Source organism: Actinomadura graeca (genome assembly GCF_019175365.1).
GTDB lineage: Bacteria > Actinomycetota > Actinomycetes > Streptosporangiales > Streptosporangiaceae > Spirillospora > Spirillospora graeca.
Map to the genome: position 1 here is coordinate 7,390,651 of NZ_CP059572.1, position 26,316 is coordinate 7,416,966.

The 26,316-nt window shown below is 69.5% G+C and carries 19 protein-coding genes and 2 pseudogenes; 16 read left to right on the forward strand and 5 right to left on the reverse strand.

Annotated elements, in window-relative coordinates:
* Positions 1-171 precede the first annotated feature (171 nt).
* From AGRA3207_RS32860 to AGRA3207_RS32890, 7 genes and pseudogenes are all read left to right on the forward strand, one after another.
* On the forward strand, positions 172-846 hold the full coding sequence (locus tag AGRA3207_RS32860; protein WP_231331003.1) for a YdcF family protein: 675 nt from the start codon (positions 172-174) through the stop codon (positions 844-846).
* A gap of 264 nt (positions 847-1,110) precedes the next feature.
* Positions 1,111-2,361: pseudogene (locus tag AGRA3207_RS32865) on the forward strand (deoxyguanosinetriphosphate triphosphohydrolase); the annotation flags it as partial.
* Positions 2,362-2,753: 392 nt separating this feature from the next.
* Positions 2,754-3,980 carry an NAD(P)/FAD-dependent oxidoreductase gene (locus AGRA3207_RS32870; protein WP_231331004.1) on the forward strand — a complete coding sequence of 409 codons (1,227 nt, stop codon included), beginning with the start codon at positions 2,754-2,756 and terminating at the stop codon, positions 3,978-3,980.
* Between the two features lie 161 nt (positions 3,981-4,141).
* A complete protein-coding gene (locus AGRA3207_RS32875) occupies positions 4,142-5,488 on the forward strand; it encodes an MFS transporter (RefSeq protein WP_231331005.1) in 1,347 nt (448 codons plus the stop codon).
* 181 nt (positions 5,489-5,669) lie between these two features.
* Positions 5,670-6,038, forward strand: a complete 369-nt coding sequence (locus AGRA3207_RS32880) for a GtrA family protein (protein WP_231331006.1) — start codon at positions 5,670-5,672, stop codon at positions 6,036-6,038.
* Between the two features lie 248 nt (positions 6,039-6,286).
* Positions 6,287-7,180, forward strand: coding sequence for an RNA polymerase sigma factor SigJ (sigJ, locus tag AGRA3207_RS32885; protein WP_231331007.1), 894 nt, complete (start codon positions 6,287-6,289; stop codon positions 7,178-7,180).
* Between the two features lie 1,180 nt (positions 7,181-8,360).
* Positions 8,361-8,801 carry a carboxymuconolactone decarboxylase family protein gene (locus tag AGRA3207_RS32890; protein WP_231331008.1) on the forward strand — a complete coding sequence of 147 codons (441 nt, stop codon included), beginning with the start codon at positions 8,361-8,363 and terminating at the stop codon, positions 8,799-8,801.
* Positions 8,802-8,869: 68 nt separating this feature from the next.
* Here the strand turns inward: AGRA3207_RS32890 and AGRA3207_RS32895 are convergent, their stop codons facing one another.
* Complete coding sequence (locus AGRA3207_RS32895) at positions 8,870-9,739, reverse strand: LLM class F420-dependent oxidoreductase (protein ID WP_231331009.1); 870 nt, start codon at positions 9,737-9,739, stop codon at positions 8,870-8,872.
* An 872-nt stretch (positions 9,740-10,611) separates the two neighbouring features.
* Here AGRA3207_RS32895 and AGRA3207_RS32900 point away from each other — a divergent pair.
* Complete coding sequence (locus tag AGRA3207_RS32900; protein ID WP_231331010.1) at positions 10,612-11,844, forward strand: HNH endonuclease signature motif containing protein; 1,233 nt, start codon at positions 10,612-10,614, stop codon at positions 11,842-11,844.
* Between the two features lie 142 nt (positions 11,845-11,986).
* Here the strand turns inward: AGRA3207_RS32900 and AGRA3207_RS40390 are convergent.
* Positions 11,987-12,222, reverse strand: a pseudogene (locus AGRA3207_RS40390) (hypothetical protein); the annotation flags it as partial.
* A 954-nt stretch (positions 12,223-13,176) separates the two neighbouring features.
* Here AGRA3207_RS40390 and AGRA3207_RS32905 point away from each other — a divergent pair.
* Both AGRA3207_RS32905 and AGRA3207_RS32910 read left to right on the forward strand, forming a co-directional pair.
* Positions 13,177-13,674 (forward strand): YfbM family protein, encoded by a 498-nt coding sequence (locus tag AGRA3207_RS32905; protein WP_231331011.1) that lies wholly within the window; start codon positions 13,177-13,179, stop codon positions 13,672-13,674.
* Between the two features lie 593 nt (positions 13,675-14,267).
* Positions 14,268-14,645, forward strand: coding sequence for a MerR family transcriptional regulator (locus tag AGRA3207_RS32910; RefSeq protein WP_231331012.1), 378 nt, complete (start codon positions 14,268-14,270; stop codon positions 14,643-14,645).
* Between the two features lie 1,034 nt (positions 14,646-15,679).
* Here AGRA3207_RS32910 and AGRA3207_RS32915 read toward each other — a convergent pair.
* On the reverse strand, positions 15,680-16,270 hold the full coding sequence (locus AGRA3207_RS32915) for a TIGR03086 family metal-binding protein (protein ID WP_231331013.1): 591 nt from the start codon (positions 16,268-16,270) through the stop codon (positions 15,680-15,682).
* An 82-nt stretch (positions 16,271-16,352) separates the two neighbouring features.
* Between AGRA3207_RS32915 and pdxR the strand changes: the two genes are divergently transcribed.
* A complete protein-coding gene (gene pdxR, locus AGRA3207_RS32920; protein ID WP_231331014.1) occupies positions 16,353-17,765 on the forward strand; it encodes a MocR-like pyridoxine biosynthesis transcription factor PdxR in 1,413 nt (470 codons plus the stop codon).
* A 132-nt stretch (positions 17,766-17,897) separates the two neighbouring features.
* On the opposite strand, the gene AGRA3207_RS32925 is transcribed toward pdxR, so the two are convergent.
* Entirely contained in the window at positions 17,898-19,178 is a 1,281-nt protein-coding gene (locus AGRA3207_RS32925) for an ABC transporter ATP-binding protein (RefSeq protein WP_231331015.1), read from the reverse strand.
* A 345-nt stretch (positions 19,179-19,523) separates the two neighbouring features.
* Here AGRA3207_RS32925 and AGRA3207_RS40395 point away from each other — a divergent pair, with 345 nt between their 5' ends.
* Complete coding sequence (locus AGRA3207_RS40395) at positions 19,524-19,859, forward strand: pentapeptide repeat-containing protein (RefSeq protein WP_420830820.1); 336 nt, start codon at positions 19,524-19,526, stop codon at positions 19,857-19,859.
* 5 nt (positions 19,860-19,864) lie between these two features.
* Entirely contained in the window at positions 19,865-21,397 is a 1,533-nt protein-coding gene (locus AGRA3207_RS32930) for a M20/M25/M40 family metallo-hydrolase (protein ID WP_231331016.1), read from the forward strand.
* On the opposite strand, the gene AGRA3207_RS32935 is transcribed toward AGRA3207_RS32930, so the two are convergent.
* Positions 21,384-22,079 (reverse strand): putative glycolipid-binding domain-containing protein, encoded by a 696-nt coding sequence (locus AGRA3207_RS32935; RefSeq protein WP_231331017.1) that lies wholly within the window; start codon positions 22,077-22,079, stop codon positions 21,384-21,386. The two genes, AGRA3207_RS32930 and AGRA3207_RS32935, sit on opposite strands and share 14 nt — an antisense overlap.
* 86 nt (positions 22,080-22,165) lie before the next feature.
* On the opposite strand from AGRA3207_RS32935, the gene dnaG reads away from it, so the two are divergent.
* The 3 genes from dnaG to AGRA3207_RS32950 all read left to right on the forward strand — a co-directional run bounded on the left by dnaG (position 22,166) and on the right by AGRA3207_RS32950 (position 26,190).
* Positions 22,166-24,196: a DNA primase gene (gene dnaG, locus AGRA3207_RS32940; RefSeq protein ID WP_231331018.1), complete on the forward strand. Its 2,031-nt coding sequence runs from the start codon at positions 22,166-22,168 to the stop codon at positions 24,194-24,196.
* Positions 24,197-24,267: 71 nt separating this feature from the next.
* Complete coding sequence (gene rpoD, locus AGRA3207_RS32945; protein ID WP_067461849.1) at positions 24,268-25,413, forward strand: RNA polymerase sigma factor RpoD; 1,146 nt, start codon at positions 24,268-24,270, stop codon at positions 25,411-25,413.
* 300 nt (positions 25,414-25,713) lie between these two features.
* Entirely contained in the window at positions 25,714-26,190 is a 477-nt protein-coding gene (locus AGRA3207_RS32950) for a YbjQ family protein (protein ID WP_231331019.1), read from the forward strand.
* The last annotated feature ends 126 nt before the right edge of the window (positions 26,191-26,316 follow it).

Genomic DNA, 26,316 nt, shown 5'->3' on the forward strand with positions numbered 1-26,316 from the left:
CGCGCGCCGGACCATCTAAGTAACGTGGCCAAGGCGATGACGTTGGAAGTGGAGTTGCCGGACCTGGAACCGGACGAAGAGGATGAGAGCCCGCGTACCCGGGGTCGGGGGCGGGGCCGCGGACGCGGCCGGCGCGAGCGGGGCAGGCGCTCGCTCTGGTTCACGATCCCGGTGAGCGTCCTCAGCGGCGTGATCGCGATCGTGGTCCTGACGCCGCTGACGGTCGGGGCGCGGATCTGGTACCAGGCGCGCCAGGACGAGCGGCCCCGCTCCGACGCGATCATCGTGCTCGGCGCGGCCCAGTACAACGGCGTCCCCTCGCCGACCCTGCGGTGGCGGCTCCAGCACGCGCTCGACCTCTACCGCGCCGGCGTGGCGCCCGCGATCGTCACCGTCGGCGGCAAGGCCCCCGGCGACAACTTCACCGAGGCCGAGTCCGGCCGCCGCTGGCTGGTGCAGAGGGGCGGGGTCCCGGCCGCCAAGGTCGTCGCGGTGCCCGTCGGCCGCGACACGCTGGAGAGCTTCGAGGCGGTCGGCAAGGAGTTCGAGCGGCTGCGCTGGTCGTCCGGCGTGATCGTCACCGACCCCTGGCACGGCCTGCGCTCCAAGCGGATGGCCGAGGCCAACGGCATCAAGGCCGCCGCCTCGCCGACCCGCAGCGGCCCCAGCGTCCAGACCCGCGACACCCAGCTCCACTACATCGTCCGGGAGACGGGCGGATACCTCTCGTACGTCCTGCTGGGCAAGAGCGTGAAGACGCCCAGCGAAACGATCAAGATCATCCATGGCGACCCGGCGCAGACGGGCACGCCCACGGGCCCGTCCTCCGGGACGCCCGGCCCGTGAGGCGAACACCTTCCTCGAAGGTCATCTCAACGTCACCGTGGCCGCCTATCCTGGAAGCACATGACCAACTATCCTGACCGCGGTCAAGCCCCGGACGGCTCCACCGCGAACAACCCCGCAGGGCACCCTCACACTGCGCCCTCTAACACTGCGCCCCCTAACCCTGCGCCCTCTCAAACTGCGCCCCCTGGCAGCACGCTCCCTCACACGGCGCCCCCTCACCCTGCGCCTCCTCAGACCGCGCACCCTCAGACCGCGCAGTGCTACAGCCCGTCCGACCGCGAGCGCTGGGCGCCCGAACCGCCCAAGCGCCGTGACCGGACGGCGTTCGAACGCGACCGCGCCCGCGTCCTGCACAGCGCGGCCCTGCGCAGGCTGGCCGCGAAGACACAGGTGGCCTCGCCCGGCGCGGACGCCGGGGCCGACACCGTGCAGAGCCTGCGCACCAGGCTCACCCACTCCCTCGAATGCGCACAGGTGGGCCGTGAGCTGGGCAAGTCCCTCGGCTGCGACCCCGACCTGGTCGAGACCGCGTGCCTGTCCCACGACATCGGCCACCCGCCGTTCGGGCACAACGGCGAGGCCGCGCTGGACGTCGTCGCCCGCGACTGCGGCGGATTCGAGGGCAACGCGCAGAGCCTGCGCGTCCTCACCCGGCTGGAACCCAAGTCGTTCGCGCCGGACGGACCGCCCCTCCACGGCCGCAGCGTGGGGCTCAACCTCACGCGCGCTGCACTTGACGCCGCGATGAAGTACCCGTGGACCGAGGCCGACGCCGTCAACGGGAAGTTCGGCATCTACGCCGACGACGTGGACGTGGCACGCTGGGTCCGGGGTGACGCCCACCCCGGCCGCACCTGCTTCGAGGCCCAGGTCATGGACTGGAGCGACGACGTCGCCTACTCCGTCCACGACCTGGAGGACGCGCTGGTCGCCGGGCACATCGACTTCGCCCGGCTCGCCGACCCCGCCGAGCGGCGCCTCGTCGCCGCCACCGCGATCAAGCTGTACTGCGCCGACGCCGACCTCGCCGAGCTGGAGGAGCGTTTCGCCGTGCTGCTCGCCGAGCCCTGCTGGCCCGACCACTACGACGGCACCCCGCGCGACCTCGCCGCGCTCAAGAACCTCACCAGCACCCTGATCGGCCGGTTCTGCGTGGCCGCCGAGACCGCCACCCGCGACGCCTACGGCGACCGCCCCCTGACCCGGTACGCGGCGGAGCTGATCGTCCCGCGCGAGCAGCGCCTGGAGAACGCGCTGCTCAAGGGCATCACGGCGCACTACGTGTGGATCAGCCACGAGGAGATCCGCGCCCGCCAGCGGACGCTGATCACCGAACTGGCCGAGATGATGCTCGCCGGCGCCCCCGGCACGCTCGACCCCGGCTTCCGCGCCGCCTTCACCGACGCCGATGACGACGCGGCCCGCCTGCGCGCCGTCGTCGACCAGATCGCGTCCCTGACCGACCTCTCGGCCACCACCCGGCACGCGATGCTGAGCGACCGCGACCACTGACCCCGCACGATCGGCGGCCTTGCGTCCCCTCTCCCAGCTCAGCCCTCGCCCGTCCTCTGCCACTGACCCCCGCACGGTCGGCGGCCTTGCGGTCCCCTTTCGCAGCCCTGCCCCGTCCGACCAGCAGGGCCGGCCTGCCGCTTTAACAGCCCTCGCCCGCCCTCCAGCCGCTCTCGCCCGTCCTCCACCAGCTCTCGCCCGTCCTCCACCAGGTCTCCGCCCACCGTCTCGTCTGGCAGGTCCTGACCCACCACTTAGCGATCCATTGCGGCCCCCGGCGCGCCCAGGTAGGCCCGGCGCGCCCAGGTAGGCCCGACGCGCCCAGCGCCGACCCTTGTCTCTCCGGAGGGGCCGCTGTAGTGATAGCAAGAAGTCATCTACAGGAGGTCGCCATGCCCGAGGAGACGTTCGTCATCGCCGGCGCCAGCCTGGCCGGTGCCAAGGCGGCGGAGACGCTCCGCGAGGAGGGCTTCACCGGCCGCGTGGTGCTGATCGGCGAGGAGATCGAACGCCCGTACGAGCGGCCGCCCCTGTCCAAAGGCTTCCTGCTGGACAAGGAACAGAGGGAGAAGGCCCACGTCCACGAGGCCGACTGGTACGACAAGCACGAGGTCGATCTGCGGCTCGGCGTCTCCGTCGCGGCGATCGACCGCGCCGCGCACCAGGTGCGCCTGTCGACCAAGGAGCCGATCGGCTACGACAAGCTCCTCCTGGCCACCGGGGCGTCCCCGCGGCAACTGGAGGTCCCCGGATCCAGGCTCCAGGGCATCCACTACCTGCGGACGATGGCCGACTCGGCCGCCCTGAAGCAGGCGCTCGCACCCGGCGGCCGCCGCGTCGTCGTCGCCGGGGCGGGGTGGATCGGACTGGAGACCGCCGCCGCGGCCCGTTCCTACGGCAACGACGTCACCGTGATCGAGCCAGAACCCGCGCCGCTGCACGCCGCCCTCGGCCCCGAACTGGGCGCCGTCTTCGCCGCGCTGCACCGCGAACACGGCGTCGACCTGCGCCTCGACCAGGGCGTGGCCGGATTCTGGGGCGCCGGGCAGGTCTCGGCCGTCGTCACCTCCGGCGGCGCCGAGATCCCCGCGGACGTCGTGATCGTCGGAATCGGCGCCCGCCCGAACACGCGACTGGCCGAAGAGGCCGGGCTGGAAGTCTCGAACGGCGTGCTCGTCGACGCCTCCCTCCGCACGTCCGACCCCGACATCTACGCCGCCGGCGACGTCGCCAACGCCTACAACCCGCTCCTCGACCGCCGGATCCGCGTCGAACACTGGGCGAACGCCCTGAACGGCGGCCCGGCCGCCGCACGTGCCATGCTCGGCCAGGACGTCACCTACGACCGCGTCCCCTACTTCTTCAGCGACCAGTACGACCTCGGCATGGAGATGTCCGGCATCGCGACCCCGGGGGAGTACGACGAGGTCGTCTTCCGGGGAGACGTCGAGGGCCGCGAGTTCATCGCCTTCTGGCTGTCCGGCGGACGCGTCGTCGGCGGGATGAACGTCAACGTGTGGGACGTGACCGGTGACGTGCAAGCACTGATCAGGTCCGGCCGCCCCGTCGACACCACCCGCCTAGCCGACCCGGCGACCCCCCTGGCCGACCTGGTCTGAGCCACCAGAGCTGAGCCACCTAACCTGACCAACCACCTGGCCTGGGCCACCACCAGGTCTGAGCCACCAGGTTTGACCAACCACCTGGACGCGGCACCTCGTCGCCGCTGATCCGCCTGAGAGCATTCCACCGGGGATGTCAGCAACGTAAGGTCGTCCGGGTGGTGACGGAGAAGATCACGCCGCCCGTCCGGGCACGGACGTCGGTGACGGTGGCGTTCACCGTCCACGGCCTGGCCGGTACCGCCTGGGTGACCCGGATCCCGCAGATCAAGGAGCATCTCGGCCTCGGCGAGGGCGCGATGGGCGTGGCCCTCCTCGGCGCGCCCGTGGGCGTCGCCGTGGCCGTGCGGTTCGCGGGCATGATCGTCGCGCGCTGGGGAAGTCGCGCGACGACCATCGGCGGCGGGATCACCGGCGCGCTGTCGCTCGTCCCCCTCGGACTGGCCTGGAACCTCGCCGCGCTGATCTGCGCTCTGGCGGTGCTGGGCGCCTCTCTGGGCCTGATGGACGTGGCCATGAACGCCCAGGGCGTCGCCGTCGAGCGCCTCTACCGGCGCCCCCTGATGTCCGGAATGCACGGCGCGTACAGCATCGGGACCCTCATAGCCGCCCTGATCGGGTCCGCCGCGGCCCACAAGGACGTCCCGGTGCCGGTGCACCTGTCCCTGGCGGCGGCCGTGCTGATGATGGTCCTGCTGCTCGGTTGCCGAAACCTCATGGACCGTTCCGCCGACACCCTCGACTCCTCCGACCCTCTCAACTCACCAGGCACCCTCGACTCACCAGGCACTTTTGTCTCCGCCACCCCCGCCTATGCCTCTACCCACGACCCCACTCACGACCCCACCCACGACCCCATCCGCGAGGAGCCCGAGGAGCCGAGAACACCGAGCAAGCCGGACGGTCCCTCCACCACGCCCAAGGCCATCCCCACCCCAACACCGGCCGGTGGCTCTGGGCGCTGGCTCCTGGCGATGCTCGGGATCATCGGCCTCTGCTCGTTCGTCGGTGAGGGGGCCATGGCCGACTGGAGTGCGATCTACCTGCGGGAGAGCCTCGGCACCGGCCCCGGCGTCGCGGGCCTCGGGTTCGCCGGATGCGCCGTCGCCATGACGATCGGACGGCTCGCAGGGGACAAGGTCGTGGCGCGTTTCGGTCCCGTCCCGGTACTGCGGGCCGGGTCCCTGGCCGCCGCCGTGGGACTCGGGCTTGGGCTCGCGGTCCGTGACCCGTCCGCCGCCGTGGCCGGTTTCACACTGTTCGGCCTCGGCATCGCCGTGGTCGCGCCCGTCACCTTCAGCGCCGCGGGCAACGTGCCCGGCGTCCCCGCCGCGTCGGGCATCTCCAGAGTGACGGGCGTCGGCTATGCCGGGCTGCTCGGCGGACCGCCCATCATCGGTTTCGTCGCACAGGGGATCGGCCTGGGCTGGGCACTCGCCGTCCCGGTGGGTCTCGTCGGCCTGATCTTCCTGCTGGCTCCGGCGGCCGCCACGGCCGGGCGTTGAACCGCCACCCGACCCGGCGCGCCGCGTGCTGATCTTTTGCCCAGGTTGTGACCATGGCATATGTCCGGCTCCGGTAAGGTCTGGGCGAGTGAACACCATGCAGCGGTCAAGACCGGTCAGAACGGTCTCGTCCGCCCCGGCCTACCGCACGTTCCTTCGCGAACTGCTCAGTTTCGGTTTCGTGGGTTTCGTCGGCACGCTCATCATGATCTTCGGCGCGAACCTGATGCGCGCCTGGCTCGGCGGCAGCCCCGTCACGAGCGTCGTCGTGCCCACCGTGGTGTCCACCCTGACCTCCTACCTGGCCAACCGCTTCTGGACGTTCCGGCACCGCGACAGCGACGGCTCCGGCCGCGAGGTCGTGGTCTTCTTCGCGCTGAACGGCGTCGGCCTGCTCATCCAGGTCCTGTGCACCGGATTCACCTACTACACCCTCGGCCTGCACGGCGGCGTCGCCTACAACCTCGGCCTGCTCGCCGGCGTCGGCCTCGGCGCGGCGTTCCGCTATTGGTCGTACAAGAAGTGGGTCTTCACCCACGCGGCCGCCTGACGACTGAGCCTGCAACCCGCAGCCCTACCTGTCAGTCGCCTATCTGCCTGCCGCTTGGCATCCCGCGCCCTGCGAAGGGTCGCCCTGACCGGCGGCACCCTGCCTCCGCCCTTCCCGACCGCCTGCTCCTCCTGACCGCCTGCTCCTCCTGACCGCCTGCCCTTCCTGACCGCCTGCCCTTCCTGACCGCCTTGGCATCCTCCGCTTCTGCTGGGAATGCCCAGGGCGGAGATCGGGTCGTACACACCATGAGCACGCCTCTCCGGAACCGGCCGAGCCGCCTTGACGACGAATGGTCCCAGCACCGGTCGGCGGTCTTCGGCGCCGCCTACCGCATCACCGGCAGCGTCGCCGACGCCGAGGACATCGTCCAGGACGTGTGGCTGCGCGCCGCGGCCCAGGAATCCCTGGATGGCATCCGCGACCTGCGCGCCTGGCTACTCACCGTCGCCGCGCGCCGTTCCTACGACGTCCTCGGCACCGCCCGTGCCCGCCGCGTCGACTATGTCGGCCCGTGGCTGCCCGAACCCCTCCTGACCGGCCCGGACGTGGCCGACAAGGTCCTCGTGGACGACACCGTCGGCACCGCGATGATGCTGGTCCTGGAAGAACTGACGCCCCCCGAGCGAGTCGCGTTCGTCCTGCACCAGGCATTCCAGGTGCCCTACGACCAGATCTCCGAGGTGCTCGGCAAGTCGCCCGCGGCCTGCCGGCAGCTCGCGTCCAGGGCCCGCCGCAAGGTCGCCGCCGCCCAGCCCGCCCGTCCCGCTTCACGCGCCGAACGCGAGAGGGTACTGACGGCCTTCCGCGCCGCATACGAGGAAGGTGATGGCGCGGCGCTGATGAACCTGCTCGACCCGGACGCGACGTACACCACCGACGGCGGCGGCAAGGTCTTCGCCGCCCGCAAGATCATCGTCGGCGCGGCGCGGGTCATCAACACCCTGCTCAGGGTGGGCGCGCGCCACCGGGTACGTCTCGTTCCCGCCGAAGTCAACGGCGAACCGGCCCTGCTGGTCCACACGGACGGCCGCGTGACCGGCGTCGACACGATAGAGATCCAGAAGGGCCGCATAACCGCCTACCGCCGCGTCCTGAATCCCGACAAACTCGCCCCCCTGACCAATCACCTCCACCACTAGGATCTCGAACCGCCTAGACAAGACCGCGTCCGCGAACAAGCCAGGCCAGCCATTTCACCTGGCGGCCCAGCACACCCCCGGTCGGCTCCGCCAGCCACGCCCGGCCCAGTTGAACCGCCCCATGACGGGCTCGCCCCTCAAGGGCGCCTGCCTGCCCGTCCGGTCCGGACAGCGGACGCGCCCTTGAAGCGAAGCCGAACAGCAAAGGCAGACTCCGAACGACCTGGTCGAGGCGACCGCAAGCCGGGCGGCCACGTCAGACGGCGATGGGCCACCCGCCCTCGACACAACGGATCGCCGCGACAATCACGGACCGCCGTCCTCCTCCGCAGCCCTGGTCACCCGCAGATCCTGGTGCCAGTCCCAGAGCCTCAGAGCGGACGCGATGCCATCCGCCACCGAGTGGCTCCCGGCACCGGACCAGCAGCGGCTTGCGGCCCTCTGCTCTGCGACGACTCTTGAACTGGCTCGCCGCGTCCCTCATTAGATACCGTGCCAGCGCCCTCCGCGTCGTCGGCGCATCGAGCGACCTGCTGACTAGAGGATCACCCGCCGGTGCCCCGTCGCCCCGGTGACCGGGAACCGTCCGCCTACCCGATGCGCAGGTGTGGCCCCCACTCAACCATTAGCAGCGCTGTTCTGGCTGACCCTGTTCATCCTCAACCTTCTCGCGCCGCAGGCGGCGGCGATGGTCTACCGGAGCGCAGCTGATCTCATCATCTGGCCGACAGTCCTGATCCAAGGACGGACGCCGCCGTCGCGGCGAGGCGGCCGCTGCCGTCGAGTGCCGTCGAGTGCCGTCGAGCAGGATGGGAGACGCACCCAGCCGTGCGCCGTCCATACTGAACACCGCCTACCCAATGCGTCTGTTGACGGCGAGCTGTAAAAGACAAGTGTCTCGATGACCCTGCGCTCGTCCTTTCCGCGGTGGGTGGCCGCAACTTGATACTGCTCCTCCGCATGTGGCACGCGCACAACCGCCACGCAGGGAGCCGCGCACCAATCGCCTCAACTCCCTGAGCTGCAACTGCCCCCAGCGGCAACGTCGTCGTTCCCATAGAAGCCGCACCGCCCTGCACCGCTCCGTTCTGCACCGCACCGCTCTGCTTCTGCCTACCGCTCCACACAGTCACAGCGTGGTCGGCAACGTCGTCTTCCTGGTGACGAAGGGAGAACGACGATGGCACGCATACTTCTGGGTGAGGCCACACCCGAGGTCTACAAGGGTTTCATGGACATCGGCCGAGTGATCCGCAAAGGCCCTCTTGATCGACGGGTTCAGGACCTGATCAAGATCCGCGCGTCACAGCTGAACGGATGCGCCTTCTGCGTGGACGCTCACATCCGGGACGCACGCACGCTCGGTGAGTCCGAGGAGCGCATCCACCACACCACCATCTGGCGCGAATCGCACCTCTACACAGAGCCGGAACGCGCCGCGCTCGCCTACACAGAGGCCGTCACGCGTCGCGAACCGGTCAGCGACGAACTTTGGGACACGCTGCGCGAGCACTATCCGAACGACCGTGAACTCGGAGACCTTGTCGGACTTGTGTCTCTGATCAACGCGCTCAACCTGTTCGGAGTGCCACTGAAACTCAGGCCGCCCGTCCGAGACTGAGCCCGCCCTTCAGGGTCTGCCTGGGCGGGCCGGATAGCGACGGACGTGCCGACGGACATGCCTCGTCCTCACCGCCCTGCAGGGACGATCTTCTCGGTCTGCGCCACCGCCTCGCCCAGGACGCCCGCAAGGTCCTGACCGGTGGCCTGGGAGAAGATCACCTGATCGATCCCGGATTCGGCGAGCCGCCCGACGGTGTCGACGGCCGCGTCCACCGATGTTCCGTCCCTGAGGAAAGCCAGCGCGGTCTTCTGAATGTCGGCATAGTCGCGTCCCTCCCGTTCGCAGTGCTCCCGCAGGACCTCCAGCTTCCGGGGCAGTTCCTCGCCGTCGAAGAGGTTGCACGCGTCGGCGTGCTTTGCGACGAACCGCAGTGTCTTCTTCTCGCCGCCTCCGCCGATCAGGATGGGCGGATGCGGCCGCTGAAGCGCGGGCGGAGAGTTCAACGGACGCTCCAGCCGGTAGTGCTCGCCCTCGAACGCCGACTCGTCGCCCTGCCACATCTGGTGGGCGATCTTCAGCGTCTCCTCCAGCCGCTCGAACCTCTCCGCCGTGGGCGGGAACGCGACGCCGAGACCCCGCGACTCCTCGTCGTTCCACGCCGCGCCGATGCCAAGCCAGGCCCGTCCGCCCGAGAGGACGTCCAGCGTTGTCACCGTCTTCACCAGGAGCCCCGGGTGCCGGTAGGTGACGCCGGTGACCATCGTTCCGAGGGTGATCCGCTTGGTCAGCGCCGCCGCGTACGCCAGTGCCGAATAACCCTCCAGCATCGGTTCCTCGGCCGCGCCCACCACGTTGATCTGGAAGAAGTGGTCCATCACCCAGAAGGAACGCAGTCCGGCCTCGTCGGCCTCCTTGGCGATGCGACCGAATGTCGGCCCGATCTGTTCAGGTCCGCCGGAAAAGGTGAAACTGGGGACTTGCAGTCCGATATGCATGGCAGATCCTCACGTTCGTCATGTGCTTCGCGAGCTCGCAGACCGAATATCGGAGACAACTATGCGAGCTGGAGTGCGCTCCAGGTCAAGCCTCGGCCTTCGCCCTCCTCCTCGTCTGTACCGCCAGACGGGCGCAGCAACCCTGGTCCCGAGCGATCTCGTCGTGTCCGTAGAGACACCGACTTGCGCGATGGGCCTCGCGGTACACACGAACGATCATGCTGCGCCTGCCACTGCCCGGCTGGACGTTGCTGCCCAGTGTGATGCGTCAAGTGTGTGAATCGGTGGCGCATGTGTGATCCGGCTGTGCATGTGCGTTCCGGCGGTGCATGTGCAATCCGGCGCTTTGGGTGCTCGCCGATGTGTGTGCGTGATGCAGGACGGTGCCCGGCTGCGTCGGCGAGATGGGCTGACGTCCCGGCGGACGCCCCGGCCTGTGGTCCGTGACTGCCACCTAATTGGCCCACCGAAGTTTCTCGGCTTGTAAAATGCTTCGGCGATCATCTGACTTTCAAATTTCTATGCCGAGTATCGAGGATCGGATATTCGAAATTGGAGATTCGCGGTGGGGGCGGCGCTGCGTACGGGGCCGCCCCTCCAAAGTCAAGGGCGCTTCGCGTCGCTACGCGATGGGACTCCGTCCCACCCTTGACTTCGGAGCCTCTGCGGCCCCTGGGTGCAGCTCTCATCGGGCAGGCTCCGCCTGCCCCCGCCCGACGCGCCGCCCCCACCGCCCCATCAATGCCAAAAGTGGGGATAATTCATCTCAATTCAGACAGCTGTGGTGCTCGGATGTTTTCCTGTCGCGAAGGTGACAATAGACGAACCTGATTTAAGCGTTGATCTTGACCGGGAGGCGATATCATTCGAATATGCGTTCGATGGCGATCGATCTTGATGAGGCGTCCACCGCGGAAATGGTGAACGCTCTCTCGATGATCGCTGCCGAACTCGCACAGCGGCCCACGCCCGACTCGTCAGCGGCGTGTATGGAACTCACCGAGACCCTCGCAGCCGCCAGCGACCTGTGCGAAAGCGTCCTTGCCGGGTTCATCGGACGTGTCGACACCCATGGCGAGGTGCAGCGTTGGGGGTTGCCTTCCACCCGAGCCTGGCTCCGCTCACGGTTGGGCATGCGTGACCACAACGCCAAGCAGCGCCTCACTTCTGCGCGTCAGCGCCACCGCCTGCCCCAGACCACGAAGCTCTGGGCGGCGGGAGAACTGTCCAGTGACTACGCGGCCACCATCTCCGACGCCGTCGCCCGCCTGGACGACTCCGACTGCGGTGCGGCGGAGAGCCTGCTGCTCGACATGACCAGCCAGGGGTTCTCTCCGGGGAAGCTGGCCTCCTTCGGCCGCCGCATCCGCGATGTCATAGCCGAGCGAGACGGCACCGGTCAGGTCGACCCGGAGTCGAGCCGTGGTTACACCCGCTCATGGATCACCTGTACTCGTTCCTTGGACGGCGGCCGCTACCTCAAGGGCTGGCTCAACGCCGAAGACGCGGCGGTGTGGGAAGGGACCGTGGCGCCGCTGGCGGCACCTGCCGGGGCCGACGACCATCGCGACCTGCCCGAGCGCACCGCCGCCGCCGTGACCTCCGTCCTGGCGGGCGGGCACACCGCCACCAAGGTCACCGTCATCTGTGACTTGGAGACCCTCACCGGCGGCACGGCCCCCGCCCGCCTCACCGACGGCACTCCCATACCCGCCGAACACGCCCGCCGCATCGCTCTGTCGGCCGGGGTGTCCCCTCTCATCCTCGGGCGCGGCCACGTTCCGCTGTACCTTGGCCACCGGCACCGCTTCGCGAGCCCCGGGCAACGCCGGGTACTGGAGACCCTCTACTCCACTTGCGCCGTTCATGACTGCGAGATTCCGGGCACTCTGTGCGAGATTGACCACGTGGACGGCTGGGCGCTCGGCAACAGCCCAACCGACATCGACAAGCTTGCCTTGTGCTGCGGATGGCACAACCGCTTCAAACACACCAACGCTGAACAGATCCGAATCAGCCGAGGTGCGGACGGCCGTTACATCTACCGTGTCCTGCCGCCGCCAGGAAGCGTCCGCAGGCAGAGAATGGATTCCGAGGGGCTATGACTCGCGTCAACCCCACCGAAAGGCCACGCCACCAAGCCGATGTCCCCCCAACCGGTCAATTGGAGCGGCCTACCTCTCAACCGTGGCATGCCACCAACCGCTGCCCGCCATCCGCCCTCTCAGTGCGTGTTGATCGATCCTTTTATTGGCACTCGAGAATGCGTCGGCCTTGGCGGACGGCGGGCCGTCCGCCACGTGCCAGGCGGCGGGTCATAAGGCCGATCGCGGCCCACCGAATCATGGCTTCGCTGGTGGCGGGATCGCGTTCGTGGTCGCGTGCCAGCCGCCGGTGTGCGGTCAGCCATGCCAGAGCCGCTCGACCGCCCACCGGCGCGGGAGCACGGCGAACCCCTCCCGATTCGCAGGCTTGCGGACAAGCCGATCGTGGTGCACAGGCTGTCGCGGGTCCGCCCCGCCCGCCGTCCTGCTTGGCGGCGCCGGAGCGGCGGGAGCCCAGCAGGCGTTCGGCGAAACTTGCGTCGGCGAACACCAACCGGCAGGTGGGCAAGGTGCAAGCTGGTGCGGGTGATGGCCGAGCGGGCGCCGCGTAGATCGCCGATGAGCGGCCCGGTGTCCGTGGGCGTCACCGCTAACCGATTGCGCCCTGTCGGAGGCGGTGTACTGGCGCACCGCGTGCTGGAGACGCTGTCGCTCTGACTGGCGCCAGCACCCGTGCGGCGCCACGGCTTGGAGAAGGTGAACATCGTGGATGGCGCGCTGGTGCCCGTGCGAGACCGGCCCCTGGCCGAGCGCAGCAAGAACCGACTACTAGGCCAACACACAGATCGCCATCAGATGCCGACACATGCCTGATGGCCGCGGCCGGCGCCCCGCTGTCGGCCAACCATGACGACTGCAAGCCCACTGCGGCTCGGTGATCGACCAAACCCCGCGTGGGCGGCATGTGATGACCGACGGCGCCCGCCAGGGCAACCCCGGTGTGATCATTCCCGGCGGCAAGCCCTGCGGCAGCGGCGCCCGGGAGCCCTGGCAGATTTCAACTCCATGCACCGCAGCGTCCGCGCCCGAACCGGACGAGCCCTGGTCGGGCCGAAGAACCGGAAGACCCTGCGCGACCGCCGTCGTAAGGGCACACCCTGCGGGACACCCCGGCTGGCATCGCCTATCCCCACAACCTAACCGCCACCGCCTGTTGCACCCGTCCTGACGCAGTTGGCAACGGCCCATCCGGCCTGCGAGCTACGTGACAGCCCTTGGTAGCGCAAGGTGAGCAAGGAAGCGTACTCGCGAGGTCAGCCGCTCGACTTGCCCTGGGACGCGAAGTGTGGACGCGCCTTGGAGTGTCGGTGCGGTGGTGCATGCTCTGGGCCCATGAGCATGAACGGGGAGTACCTGGCGGTCACAGCTGCGCAGCTCGACAAGGCGATCAAAGAACCGGGATGGGCCTTGAAACTGGCTTACCAGGTCATGGATGCGGAGGGAGAGCCCCAGCGGCCCCCTGCTGAGGCTCGCTGCATGACCACGCATAAAGCGTGGCATGCGATCGCTTTCCTGCTGGAACGCGCTGGCTTTCGCGACTATATCGTCTACGGTGACCAGGCTCTCACCGATGAGGACTGGGGTTATGGTCCGCCGAGGTATCTGACCCCCGAGCGGGTCAGGGAAGCAGCAGATGCGCTTGCGAACCTTTCATACAACGATCTGATCGCCGAGGTGGCTCCTGCGGATCTGTCAGCTGCGGAAATCTATCCGTCTATTTGGGACGACGAGGACGCGCTCGAATGGGTGCGTGGCTGGTTCGAGGATCTCGAACCGTTCTTCCGGGCCGCAGCCGGTCGAGGCGATGCCATGCTGACCTGGTTGGACTGACCACGAAGCGCCACTGCTCACTACTTCGCCAGCCCCGCTACTCCGCCACGTCCGCTACTCCGCGATCAACGCGACTCCGCCGTGGCGTTGGCCTGGTCACGTATGACGAAACGGGACTGCCGGTTGATTTGGCGGACGGGGGACGGTGGGGGCGGCGCGTCGGGCGGGGGCAGGCGGAGCCTGCCCGATGAAAGCTGCACCCAGGGGCCGCAGAGGCTCCGAAGTCAAGGGTGGGACGGAGTCCCATCGCGTAGCGACGCGAAGCGCCCTTGACTTTGGAGGGGCGGCCCCGTACGCAGCGCCGCCCCCACCGTCCAGGAAGAACGCAGTCTTTTCGGGCGCCCGTGGATAGATGGCTCTGGCAACTTTGACTACTCGATCTATCACCTTGCACCGCACCATCCCGAAATCGATATGGGTTTTGTGGTCCGCGCTACCAGCGAGGGAGATTCAACGATTATCCGAGAGGGCAGTTCAGACAACCTGTGCAGAGTCGTGAGGTCATCGTCTGCAACTCTCACCACGCAGGTCCGGGGGAACCGAGCATGAAGGACTGTTGACCTGGAGTGCGCTCCAGGTGGGATTCTGGGCGCGTGAGTTCATACTCTCCAGCTGAGACCGCCGAGAAGACCGGTTTCAGCATCGACACGCTGCGTTACTACGAGAAGATCGGCTTGCTTTCGGGGATCGCGCGGAACGCATCGGGCCGACGGGTCTTCAGCGACGATGACCTGTCATGGCTCGGGATGCTTCGTTGCCTGCGGGAGACCGGTATGCCGATCGCGGAGATGCTGCGGTACACGGAGCTCGCCCGGGGTGGGGAGGAGACCGTCCAGGAGCGGCTCGAAATTCTGCAGGATCACGACCGGCGGGTGGAGGACCAGATCGCCAAGTTGCGGGAGCAGCAGGAGCAGATCCAGTGGAAGATAGGCATCTACCAAGGGGCCTTCCGCGAGACCACGCTGGCCTGAAGAGCAGCCGACTTCCGCAGTTGCTGGCCACCTGCGTGCCCAGCACCGCCTCTTCCGCTTGTCTCTGATGCCCACCCACTCGGCCTGTGTGCCCCGCTTGGCCTGTGTGCCCCGCTCGGCCTCTCCACTCGGCCTGGGTGGCTCACTCACTGGGTGGCTCACTCGGCCTGGGTGACCGACTCGGCCTGGGTGACCGACATCAGCCGGTGTCTCGAGATCCGGCCCTTTGTAACGGCCCTCCATAACGACCCTCCGGTCCTCCGCAACGGACCCCATAACGACCCTCCGCCCCGGTGGCCCGCACGTCAGAGCTGTGCTTGGACGAGCGCGACGTTGCTTCGCGATACGCCTGGTGTGGCCCGAGGCCCGAGGCCCGAACCCCGAGGCCCGGTGTTCGCCTCCGGTAGCACCTCATTGATCGGGGAACGCGGCTTGCGCGGCGGCTGAGGCCAATCTGCGACAGGCCCTATGCCCCCGCCCGCTTACGCACCGCAACCACTCACGTCCTGAGAGCTCAGACCTACTGCTTGCGCGCGTCCGGGCCTTGTCCCGGGCGTGCCTGGCCGGGTGGACGATCTGTGCGCCGGGTGGCTTCGGTGTGCATTGCGCGCTGGATCGTGGGCGGCTCGGGCTCGTCTGTCATTGTTGTCGGCTGTCTGCGGGCTGCCGGGAGTCGAGTAGTGCTTGTGCGTGAGCCCAGGTCTCGGATGGGTCGAAGCGGTCGGCGGTCCAAGTATGGGAGCGGATTCGGCCGCGTGTCCGGAAGCGGCGCATGATGGCGACGTGTGGTGGCCAGGCGACGAAGCGGTTCAGGTCGGCGGCGGTCGTCCAGACCGAGACGGAACCGCTGCGGCGTTGCAGGGGGTTGGACCACAGCCATAGGCCGACGGCGCCTTCGAGGGTGGGCCAAGCGCGGCGGAGTGACAGGCCCGCTCTGTAGATGGAGGGCAAGTCTCGGGCGGTGCCGGTGAAATCGGTGACGCTGATCAGGACGGAACCTTCCGCCTTCGCGGGCCCTGGACGCCATTGGGTTCTCATGGGGTACGGCCGAGGAGGGCGAGCAGGCGGTTCTGGGGAGCGGTGTCGTCCGGGACGGGGACTTGCTCGTCGAAGGCGGTGCCGGGGCCGCGGTCGTCGGTGGGGACGATGGCGGCGACCTTGAGGGAGGCGGTGACGAGTTCCTCGGACGGCTCCCAGGGCACTTGGATCGTGGTGGCGACGTCCCAGGCGTGGACGACCAGGTCGACGAAGTGGAAGCTGATCGCCAGGGCGGCGGGGAAGCCGCCGCTGTCGAGGAGTTCGGGAAGGATGAACTCCTGGTCGGGTGACGCCCCTGCGAAGGCGGTGGTGACGAGGTCGGCGGAGGTCTTCGCAGCGGCCAGGGGGTCGGTGCCGAGATCGCCGTTCCGCCAGTTCCGGAGGCGGGCGCCGTCCCCGCGGGCGGCTGCGGCGAAGCCCTGGTCCTGGCTGACCTGGTGGCGCAGGAGGCCGTGCAGCGTCCAGTCCGGGCAGGGCGTCGCCAGCGTGAGCTGGTCGGGCCGTACCTGCGCGACCGTGGAGAGGTAGAGGTCGAGCGCCTTCAGGTCGAGCGGACGGAAGTCGGTGTCGAGCAGCTCGGTCAGCATGTGCCTCACGGTAGGAAGGCCGAGAGGCCCAGGTACAGGGCCAAAATTGCAGGAAATGACTGAGCCGATTTAGGGTCGGCGGGTGGATCTTCATGTGAGCCTCGTGGGGCGCCGCGATCTCGCCGGGCAGATCTACCGGCAGCTCCGCGCGGCGATCCTGGACGGGCGGCTCCGCGTCGGCGAGGCGCTGCCGCCGACCAGGGAGCTTGCGCGGCGGCTGGAGATCTCCCGCAACACGGTGGCCGTGGCGTATGACCGGCTTATCGCGGAAGGGTTTCTGCGTGGGCGGGTGGGCGCCGGGACGTTCGTCCAGGAGGCGGGGCCGGTGCCGCGCGGTGCCCCGGAAGCGTCGCCGCTGAGGCCGCGGGCGATCTGGGACGAGGTATCCGTGTGGCCGACGTGGACGCCGGGTGTCCGGTGGGATTTCCGCGCCGGGTTGCCCGACGTGCGGCTGTTCCCGTACGAGTCCTGGCGGCGGATCATGGCGGGGCGGCTGCGGCCCTCGGCGCTGGACGATGCCGCCGCGGCGGGCGACCCGGCCGGTCTCCCGGATCTGCGGCGGGCCATCGCCCGGCATGTGGGGGTTTCGCGGTCCGTGCGGGCGTCCGCCGATGATGTCGTGGTCACCTCGGGGATCCAGCAGGCGCTGGACCTGATCGTCCGGGTGCTGCTGGAGCCGGGTGACGTGGTCGCCGTGGAGGATCCGGGGTACCCGCCCGCGCGGCTGCTGTTCCAGGCGGCGGGCATGCGGGTGCGGGGAGTCCCGGTCGATGCCGAGGGGCTGCGGGTGGACGCGCTGCCGGACGGCACGCGAGCGGTCTATGTCACGCCGTCTCATCAGTTCCCGCTGGGTATGCCGATGTCGCTGCCGAGGAGGCGGGAGCTGCTCGACTGGGCGCGGCGGCGGGACGTCGTGGTCGTCGAGGACGACTACGACACCGAATATCGCTACGGGGGCCGTCCGATCGAGCCGCTGCAGAGCATCGATGAGGATGGGCGGGTCCTCTACCTGGGCACGTTTTCCAAGATCATGCGACCGGTGCTGCGGCTCGGGTTCCTGGTGGCGCCGCCGTCGCTGCACCGCGCGTTCCGGATCGCCCGGTACGTCTCGTCCTGGCACGCGGAGCTGCCGTCGCAGGCCGCGCTGGCCCGGTTCATCGACGACGGGCTGCTCGCGCAACACATCCGCAGGTCGCGACGGGAGTATCAGGCGCGGCACGAGCGGGTCGCCGAGCTGGTCGGGGACTGGCCGGGTCTCACCCTCGTCCCGTCCGCGGCGGGGCTGCACCTGAGCGCGACCCTCCCGGACGGGACGGACGACGCGGCGCTCGTCCGGCGGGCGCTCGCGGAGGGCGTCGGTCTGTTCGCGCTGTCGGAGTTCGCCGTCGATGGTCCGTCCGTCCTCGGGTTGGTGTTCGGCTATGGCGCCGTGGCTCGGCCGGAGATCGATGTGGGTCTCGCACGTCTATGCGACATCGTCGCGGGGCTGGGATGACCTGACGTGAGCGACCAGGGTGGCCGCGTTGAGCGTCCGGTTGGCGGGACTGGTGCTCACCCGAAGGCGGGTGGCGCTGGCCGAAGGGAGTGGCTTGCCGTCGTCGGGGCGTCAGCCTGGGGTGCTGCGGGGCTAGCGCTGGACGGGGGTGACTCGGCGGCCGTCGGCGGCGAAGAGCAGGATGCGCTCTAAGTCGACGGTCAGGGCGACGTGGTCGCCGTGGTTCGGACGGTCGCCGGAGGCGATGCGGAACAGAAGGTCGGAGCGGCGGTGGTGGCCGGCGTGCTTCTCTTGCGGGGTCTCGTCCGTGAATGACGGGCGGTGCAGGCGCGTCCGCAGCCGGGCCATGAGACCGGCCGGTTCGGAGTGGGCCGGGGGATCGGGGGGCCGGGTCGCGCCGATGTCGTTCGCGTCCACTGTCGGCATGCCCGCCTCGGCGTAGGCGAGCCATTCGTGTCCGTGGAACTCCAGTGCGCGTACCTGCCCGGACAGAGTGGTGCCGGGGGCCGCGGGGGAGCCGGGGGCGATCGGGGCCAGCATGTCGGGGCGGATACCCACGATGACGGGCTTTCCGTGGTGGGTGATCAGCCAGGACGCGCGGGGATCGTCCCAGGGGAGGGCCAGTCGCTGCGAGCCGAGGTCGAGCATCATGCCCTCGCCTTCGACCGCCCAGAGCGTCGCCTGCAGCAGGTTGATCGGCGGGTTGCTGAGGAACGCCGCGACGAACACCGTCGCCGGGTCCGCGTAGATCTGCTCGGGGGTTCCGACGTCTTCCAGGACGCCGTCGCGCAGCACTCCCATCCGGTCGGCCATCGTCATCGCCTCGACCTGGTCGTGGGTGACGTAGACGGTGGTGGTGCCGCTGGCGCGTACCAACGCGGCGATCTCGACGCGCAGTTCGGTGCGCATGCCCGCGTCCAGGCTGGACAACGGCTCGTCCAGGAGGAACAGCGACGGCTCGCGGATCAGCGCCCGGCCGATCGCGGCCCGCTGACGCTGGCCGCCCGACAGCGTCTGCGGCAGCCGGTCGATCATCGTGCTGAGGCCCAGCGCGCGCGCCAGCTCGACGACCTTCGCGGTGGCGGCGGTGCGGTCCCCGCGGGCCGCCTCCAGCGGGAACATCATGTTGCCCTTGACGGTGCGGTGCGGGTAAAGCGCGCCTTCCTGGAACACCATTGCCACGTTCCGATCACGCGGCTGGAGGTCGTTGGCGAGAGCGCCGTTCAGCCAGAGCTCGCCCGCGGTGATCTCCTCAAGGCCGGCGATCATCCTCAGGATCGTGGACTTGCCGCATCCGGACGGCCCCAGCAGGACGAACAGCTCCCCGTGGTCGATGCGAAGCCGGACGTTACGGATGGCCATCTGTCCGCCGGGATAGACCTTGTCAACGCCGTCGAGCACAACATCCGTCATCGGGTGCCGCCTGAGGGTGGGCAGGATCTGGGTGCGTTATCCCATCGCGCGCCGGACGGTTTGTCCATAGTCAGCCTGGGATTACTCGCCGTTAACCGGTCCGGGTGCGGCCAGGTGCTGAGACGGGGCGTGTCTAGGCCGTTCTCGTGTTCGCGGGTCCGACTGGAGATCGCGAAACCGCCGTGCGACGCTGCTGATCGAGGCGGAGGCCGGCCCGCGTCCGGCGGTGTCGCTCCGTCCGGCCCCGACCAGGGTCCGAAGGAGGAGCTCCCATGTCCGACTTCCCACCCGCCGGCAGTTCACCGGCCGACTCCCAATCAGCGGATTCACCCACGAACACATCCCGTGCGAGCACATCCCACGCGAGCACGTCCCGCGCGAGCACACCTCAGGGGAGCACACCTCAGGGGAACGCACCTCAGGGAAACGCACCTCAGGGAAACGCACCTCAGGGGAACGCACCTCAGGCGAGCACATTTCGTGCGAGCGCGTCCGGCGCAACGCACTTCAGTGCAGCACCGTCCGATCCAACGCAGTGCGATACAACGCAGTGCGATGCAACGCAGTGCGATGCAACGCAGTGCGATGCAACGCAGTGCGATGCAACGCAGTGCGATGCAACGCAGTCGAATGCGACACCGGCCGATGCAACACCGGCCGATGCAACACCGTCCCGTGTAGCTGGGGTGTTCCCTGCGGGCGTTGGTGGTGTCACCCGGCGGGCCTTTCTGCACCGCACCGGTGCGGGTGCCGTCCTGCTCGCGGGTGGCGTCCTCGCGGGGGGCACGGCCGCCGCCGCTCCCGTGCGGCAGGCCGCGGCGCGGATCGGACCGGCGGACCTCGATCCGCTCGTCCTGCTCAAGCGGATGCTGGCGTTCGACACCCAGAACTTCGGGGACGGCGGCGTCACGCGCCCGCACGCCGAGATGCTCAAGGCCGTCTGGGGGTCGGCGGGTGTCCCCGCCGAGATCGTGCCCACTCCCAAGAAGGACAACGTCCACCTCATCGCGCGGATCGAGGGCACCACGGCGGCCGCTCCGCTGCTGCTGCTCGGGCATTCCGACGTCGTGCCGGTGGAACGCGACAAATGGACCGTCGATCCGTTCGCCGGGGTCGTCAGGGGCGGTGAGATCTACGGGCGCGGGGCCCTCGACATGAAGGGCGCCAACGCCGCGTTCGTCACCGCGCTGCTGCGCCACCTCAAAGAGGGCGGCCGCTTCGACCGGGACATCATCGTCCTCACCGACTGCGACGAGGAGTCCGGGCCGTACGGGTCGCGGTGGCTCGCCGAGCACCACTGGGACAAGATCAACGCGGGGATGGTCCTCACGGAGGGCGGCTGGTTCCTCGCCCAGAAGGACCGCACGACGCCGATGCTCATCACCGTGACGCGCCAGGACAAGGTCTACTTCAATATCGACCTCGTCGCGGACGGCACGGCCACCCACTCGTCCAAGCCCAATCCCGACTCGGCCATAGCCAAGCTCTCGCGCGCCGTCACGGCCGTCGACACCTGGCTCGCGCCCGTCACCCTGACGCCCGTCACCCGGGAGTACTTCTCCGCGCTGGCCAAGGCCACCCAGGACGACGGGTTCAAGCGGGCCCTGGAGCTGCTGCTCTCCGCCCGCTCGCAGCAGGCCCGTGAGCGGGCTGCTGCGCTGGTAGTCAAGCGCAGTTCTTACCCGTGGCTGCACCGCGCGCTCCTCCGGACGACCCATTCGTTCGTCATCGAGAACGCGGGCTACAAGGAGAACGTCATCCCCTCGACCGCCACCCTCCGGATCAACTGCCGGGGCGTCCCGGGCGGCCAGCGCCCCCGCGACTTCCTGGCGGACTTCCGCGGGCGGCTCAAGGACAGGGACGTGACGGTCAAGCTCATCGGCGCCCCAGGGGAGTCCGAGGAGGACGCCCTCAAGCGCCTGGACGAGACGTTCGCCAAGCCGCCGTCCAGCATCGACTCGCCGCTCTACCAGGCGATCGGCGCCGCCGCGGGGAAGACCTACCCGGACGCGGTGTTCGCTCCGGCCCTGTTCGAAGCGGGGACGAGCCTGTCGCCGTGGACGTCGCGCGGGATCCCCGGGTACGGCGTCTACCCGTACGTCCTCGACAACGACCAGCTCGTCACCATGCACGGGAACGACGAGAGGATCTCCGTGGCCGCACTCCGCCAGGGCACGGAGTTCATGTACCGGCTGTTCGACCGGTTCAGGGTCCGCTGACCGCGCGCCCGATCGAGGGGTAGTCCACGACCAGGCCGTCCTGGTCGAAGACGATCTCCTCGGTGAACCCGGGGCTGGAGAACCGCACCACGCGGCGGTCGCCGTCCCGGCGGACGAACCTGTACGTCTGCCGGGACGGTGTCACCACGAGGTCCGGGACCGACACCCAGGCCATCAGGTGCTCCACCGGCGCGCCGTCGCTCGGCGCACCGTCGTCCGAGGGGCCATCGTCAGGGGCGCCGTCGTCCGGGGCGCCGTCGTCCGGGGAGCCACCGGGAGGGGGGCCGTCGAGGAGGCGGCCCCGCAGCACCGGCATCGTGTTCGTCAGCGGCGACAACCCGAGGTCGCAGTCGAGCGCGCCGCGCAGCGCCGCCGCGTCGCCGCCCGGGGGCGGGAGCGCCACGTGCCCCTCGGCGCGGGCGGTCACCGTCCACTCGCCCTCGGGCCGGTTGACCAGTTCCAGCCACCGCCGCCAGGGCCCCGCCTCCGCGTCGGTGCCGTGCGCCCGGACGGCGAGCCGGGCCGTCACGTACCGCTCGCCGGTGGTCAGCTCGTACTCCAGCCGGTAGGGGATCGGGCCGCCGCCGATCGCCGACCCGGTCGCCGCCATCCGCCCGGCGTCCAGTTCGACGTCCGCGACCTCCGCGCCCTCGGGCTTCACCCACACCAGCGATCTCGTCATCCCCCCAGTATCGTGTGGCGGCCGCCGCGATGCCGGTTCCGGCGCGATGCGCCGGATGTCGTGGCGCCGCCGTAGACTCCTTCGTCGTGGCAGGCCGCATTCGCAATGAGGACATCGCGCTCGTCCGGGAGCGGTCGTCCATCGACGCCGTCATCGGCGAGTACCTGCAGCTGCGCAGCGCGGGCGGCGGCAATCTCAAGGGCCTGTGCCCCTTCCACGACGAGAAGTCGCCCTCGTTCAACGTGACGCCCTCGCGCGGGCTCTACTTCTGCTTCGGCTGCGAGGCGGGCGGCGACGTCATCAAGTTCGTCCAGGAGATCGAGCACCTGTCGTTCTCGGAGGCGGTGGAACGGCTGGCGGCCCAGGCGGGCGTCCAGCTGCGCTACGAGGACGGCGGTGGCGGGGGCCCCCGGCGGGACGGCGGGCAGCGTGCGCGGCTGCTGGAGGCGCACAAGGCGGCCGCCGAGTTCTACGTCGGGAACCTCGGTTCGCCCGAAGGGGCGATCGGGCGGACGTTCCTGTCCGAGCGCGGCTTCGAGGCGGCCGACGCCGCGCACTTCGGGGTGGGGTTCGCGCCCAGGGAGTGGGAGGGGCTCGTCCGGCACCTGCGCGGCCGCGGCTTCGCCGACCGCGAGATCATCGCGGGCGGGCTGGCCAAAGAGGGGCGGCGCGGGCCGATGGACCGGTTCCGCGGCCGGCTGATGTGGCCGATCCGCGACCTGAGCGGCGACGTCATCGGATTCGGGGCCCGCCGCCTGTACGAGGACGACGAAGGCCCGAAGTACCTGAACACGCCCGAGTCGCCGCTGTTCCACAAGAGCTCGGTGCTGTACGGCGCCGACCTGGCGAAGAAGGAGATCGCCCGGCGGCGGCAGGCCGTGGTCGTCGAGGGCTACACCGACGTGATGGCGTGCCATCTGGCCGGTGTGCAGACCGCGATCGCGACGTGCGGGACGGCGTTCGGCGACGACCACATCAAGATCCTGCGCCGGCTGCTGATGGACCAGGACGAGTTCCGCGGCGAGGTGATCTTCACCTTCGACGGCGACTCGGCCGGGCAGAAGGCGGCGCTGCGCGCGTTCGAGGACGAGCAGAAGTTCGTCACGCAGACGTTCGTGGCCGTGCAGCCGGACGGTCTCGACCCCTGCGACCTGCGGGTGCGGCACGGCGACGCGGCGGTCCGCGACCTGGTGGCCTCGCGGCTGCCGCTGTTCGAGTTCAAGGTGCGCAGCGCGATCGAGCAGCACGACCTCGACACCGCCGAGGGACGGCTCGGCGCGCTGGACGCGGCGGCGCCCGTCGTCGCCGCGATCAAGGACCGGGCGCTCCGCCAGATGTACGCGGTCAGCCTCGACCGCTGGCTCGGGATCATGGACGAGCAGTTCGTGCTGGCGCGCGTCCGTGACCTGGCCGCCCGCCGTCAGGCCCGCCGGCGGGCGAACGGCGGGCGGGCGAACGGCGGCCGCGGGGGTGGCGGCCAGGCGGGGAACGGCCGGGAAGGCGCGCGGACGGGCGACGGGCGCGCGGTGAACGGGCCCGGTGGCGCGGGTGGCCGCGAGTCCGGTGCGGCGAACGGACCCGGAGGGGCGAACGGTCCCGGTGCGGCGAACGGTCCCGGAGGCGGGCGGCCCGCCTACGATCCGAACGACCCCGAGGTGCAGCGGGAGCGCGAGCTGCTCAAGCTCGCCGTCCAGCGGCCCGCGGTGCTGGGGCCGGCGTTCGACGACGTTCCGGCGGAGGCGTTCATCGCGCCGCCGCACGCGGCGGTGCGCGCGGTGATCGCGGACGCGGGCGGGGTGACGGCGGCGGGCGCGGTCGCCGAGTGGGTCGCGCTGCTCCTGGAGCGGGCGCCGAACGACCCCGTCCGGGATCTGGTCACCAAGCTCGGAGTCGAACCGGTACGGTCCGCCCAGGAATCGGACGACCGTTATGCGGTCGAGTTGCTGGCCCGAATACAGGAGCGCCAGCTCACCCGCATGATCGCGGACACCAAATCTAAACTCCAGCGGCTGAATCCGGACGAGGCCCCGGAGGAGTACCCGCGGCTCTTCGGCGATCTTGTCGCGCTTGAGCAGCAGAGACGGGTGTTGCGGGAGCGCGGACTTGGGGCCCAGTAAGTCAAGTGTCCGCAAAATAGGTCCTGTGATCTAGCCCCTATTTGACGCAAACTGTCTGCGTGGGCCCTTCGGTGCTGCCTAGCGAGGCGCCATCGGTTGATCAGGTGGCGGACCTCGTCGCACGTGGCAGAGAACGCGGCGGTGTGACCGTCGATGACGTCGCTGCCGCGCTCGATCGCTCGGACTTGCCGGACGACTCCCTCGAACGGGTCGTCCGGATGCTCGCAGAGCAGGGGGTGGAGGTCCTCGAATCTCAGCAGGAGACCGAGGACGTCGCGCGAGCGGATGAGGGAGACCTCGGCAAGCGGGCGCCGACGAGCGACCTGGTTCGGATCTACCTGAGAGAGATCGGTCGCGTACCGCTTCTCACGGCAGAAGATGAAGTAGAACTCGCGAAATCGATCGAGGCGGGGCTGTTCGCCGAGGAGAAGATGGCGCACGTCGCCATCCTCGCCCGCGGCGAGCGCCTCGACCTCGAACTGCTCGCCCGCGATGGTGTGCGGGCGAAGCAACGCCTGATCGAGGCCAACCTGCGGCTGGTGGTCTCGATCGCGAAACGCTATGTGGGACGGGGGATGCTCTTCCTCGACCTCATCCAGGAGGGAAATCTCGGTCTGATCCGTGCGGTCGAGAAGTTCGACTACACGAAGGGGTTCAAGTTCTCCACCTACGCCACCTGGTGGATCCGGCAGGCGATCACCCGTGCCATCGCCGACCAGGCGAGGACCATCCGGATCCCGGTGCACATGGTGGAGACGATCAACAAACTGGTCCGCGTGCAGCGCCAGCTCCACCAGGATCTCGGCCGCGAACCCACCCCCGAGGAGATCGGCCTGGAGATGGGCCTGTCGCCCGTCCGGGTCGTGGAGATCCAGCGGATCGCCCAGGAGCCCGTGTCGCTCCAGTCGCCGATCGGGGAAGAGGACTCCGACCTCGGTGACTTCATCGAGGACGCCGACGCCGTCGTCCCGATCGAGGCGGCCGCGTTCATCCTGCTGCAGGACCAGCTTGAGGACATCCTCGGCACGCTCTCGGAGCGGGAGCAGCGCATCATCCAGCTGCGCTTCGGCCTGACCGACGGGCACCCGCGGACCCTGGAGGAGGTCGGCCGGGAGTTCGGCGTCACCAGGGAGCGGATCCGCCAGATCGAGTCCAAGACCCTGGCGAAGCTGCGCCATCCGTCCCGCGCGCAGATGCTGCGCGAATACCTCGACTGACGCGGTGGCCCTCCCGGTCGCCGGCCGGGAGGGCCAGACGGAAGCGCCGGCGGGGAGGACTTGCTGGGTGCTCTGGCAGGGAGGACTGGCGGGGGCGCCTGGCAGGGAGGACTGGCAGGGAGGACTGGCAGGGAGGACTGGCAGGGAGGACTGGCAGGGAGGACTGGCGGGGACGACCGGACGGGCATGCGGCCGGGACCAGGAGGCATGCGCCGAGCAGGCGATCCGGGCACGCTGGGCCGACCGGACGGACCGGTCCGAGTGGCACCATTCGTCCGTGTCGTGGATTACCGTTGACGCATGCTGATCGTGACGACTGATGGCGTGGCCGGGTACGAGATCCGCAGCGTGCTCGGCGAGGTCCAGGGGACGGCCGTCCAGACCGATCAGGCCAGGGCGGCGGGGCCGCACGGGCAGGGCAGCAGCGCCACGTTCCGGGTGACCGGGGAGCAGCCCCCGGCCGGGCTGGCCGCGGCGCGCCGCGAGGCGGTGGCCCGGCTCGGCGAGGAGGCGCGCCACAAGGGCGCGAACACGGTCGTCGGAATGCGGTTCGACACGGCGGCGGTCGGCGGCGGCTACGAGGTGTGCGCGTACGGGACGGCCGTCTGGGCCGAGCCCGCGGGCCAGGCTCGCGACCACATGCAGCAGATGCCGCAGCAGCACCCCATCCCGCAGGGACATCAGGGGCAGATGCCCCCGTATGGCGACCCGCAGCCGGGCGGCCCGCCGATGGCCGCGCGCAATCTGACCATGGGCCTGCACGATCGCCCCCGCTGACCGCTTCTGGACGCACCGTCCGGACGGCGCGGCGGACGCCCGTCGGCGACGGCCGCGCGCCGAATGCCGCGAATGCGCCTCAAAGGGGCCGGGAGAGGCGCTGGAGAAGGGTTTCCGGGCGGTCCG

What these genes read in the sequence shown, in the direction of transcription:
- AGRA3207_RS32870 (WP_231331004.1), top strand. Translation starts at nt 2,754, where the DNA reads ATGCCCGAGGAGACGTTCGTCATCGCCGGCGCCAGCCTGGCCGGTGCC.
- sigJ (WP_231331007.1), top strand. Translation starts at nt 6,287, where the DNA reads ATGAGCACGCCTCTCCGGAACCGGCCGAGCCGCCTTGACGACGAATGG.
- AGRA3207_RS32890 (WP_231331008.1), top strand. Translation starts at nt 8,361, where the DNA reads ATGGCACGCATACTTCTGGGTGAGGCCACACCCGAGGTCTACAAGGGT.
- AGRA3207_RS32895 (WP_231331009.1), bottom strand. Translation starts at nt 9,739, where the DNA reads ATGCATATCGGACTGCAAGTCCCCAGTTTCACCTTTTCCGGCGGACCT.
- AGRA3207_RS32900 (WP_231331010.1), top strand. Translation starts at nt 10,612, where the DNA reads ATGCGTTCGATGGCGATCGATCTTGATGAGGCGTCCACCGCGGAAATG.
- AGRA3207_RS32905 (WP_231331011.1), top strand. Translation starts at nt 13,177, where the DNA reads ATGAGCATGAACGGGGAGTACCTGGCGGTCACAGCTGCGCAGCTCGAC.
- AGRA3207_RS32915 (WP_231331013.1), bottom strand. Translation starts at nt 16,270, where the DNA reads ATGCTGACCGAGCTGCTCGACACCGACTTCCGTCCGCTCGACCTGAAG.
- AGRA3207_RS32925 (WP_231331015.1), bottom strand. Translation starts at nt 19,178, where the DNA reads ATGACGGATGTTGTGCTCGACGGCGTTGACAAGGTCTATCCCGGCGGA.
- AGRA3207_RS32935 (WP_231331017.1), bottom strand. Translation starts at nt 22,079, where the DNA reads ATGACGAGATCGCTGGTGTGGGTGAAGCCCGAGGGCGCGGAGGTCGCG.
- AGRA3207_RS32950 (WP_231331019.1), top strand. Translation starts at nt 25,714, where the DNA reads ATGCTGATCGTGACGACTGATGGCGTGGCCGGGTACGAGATCCGCAGC.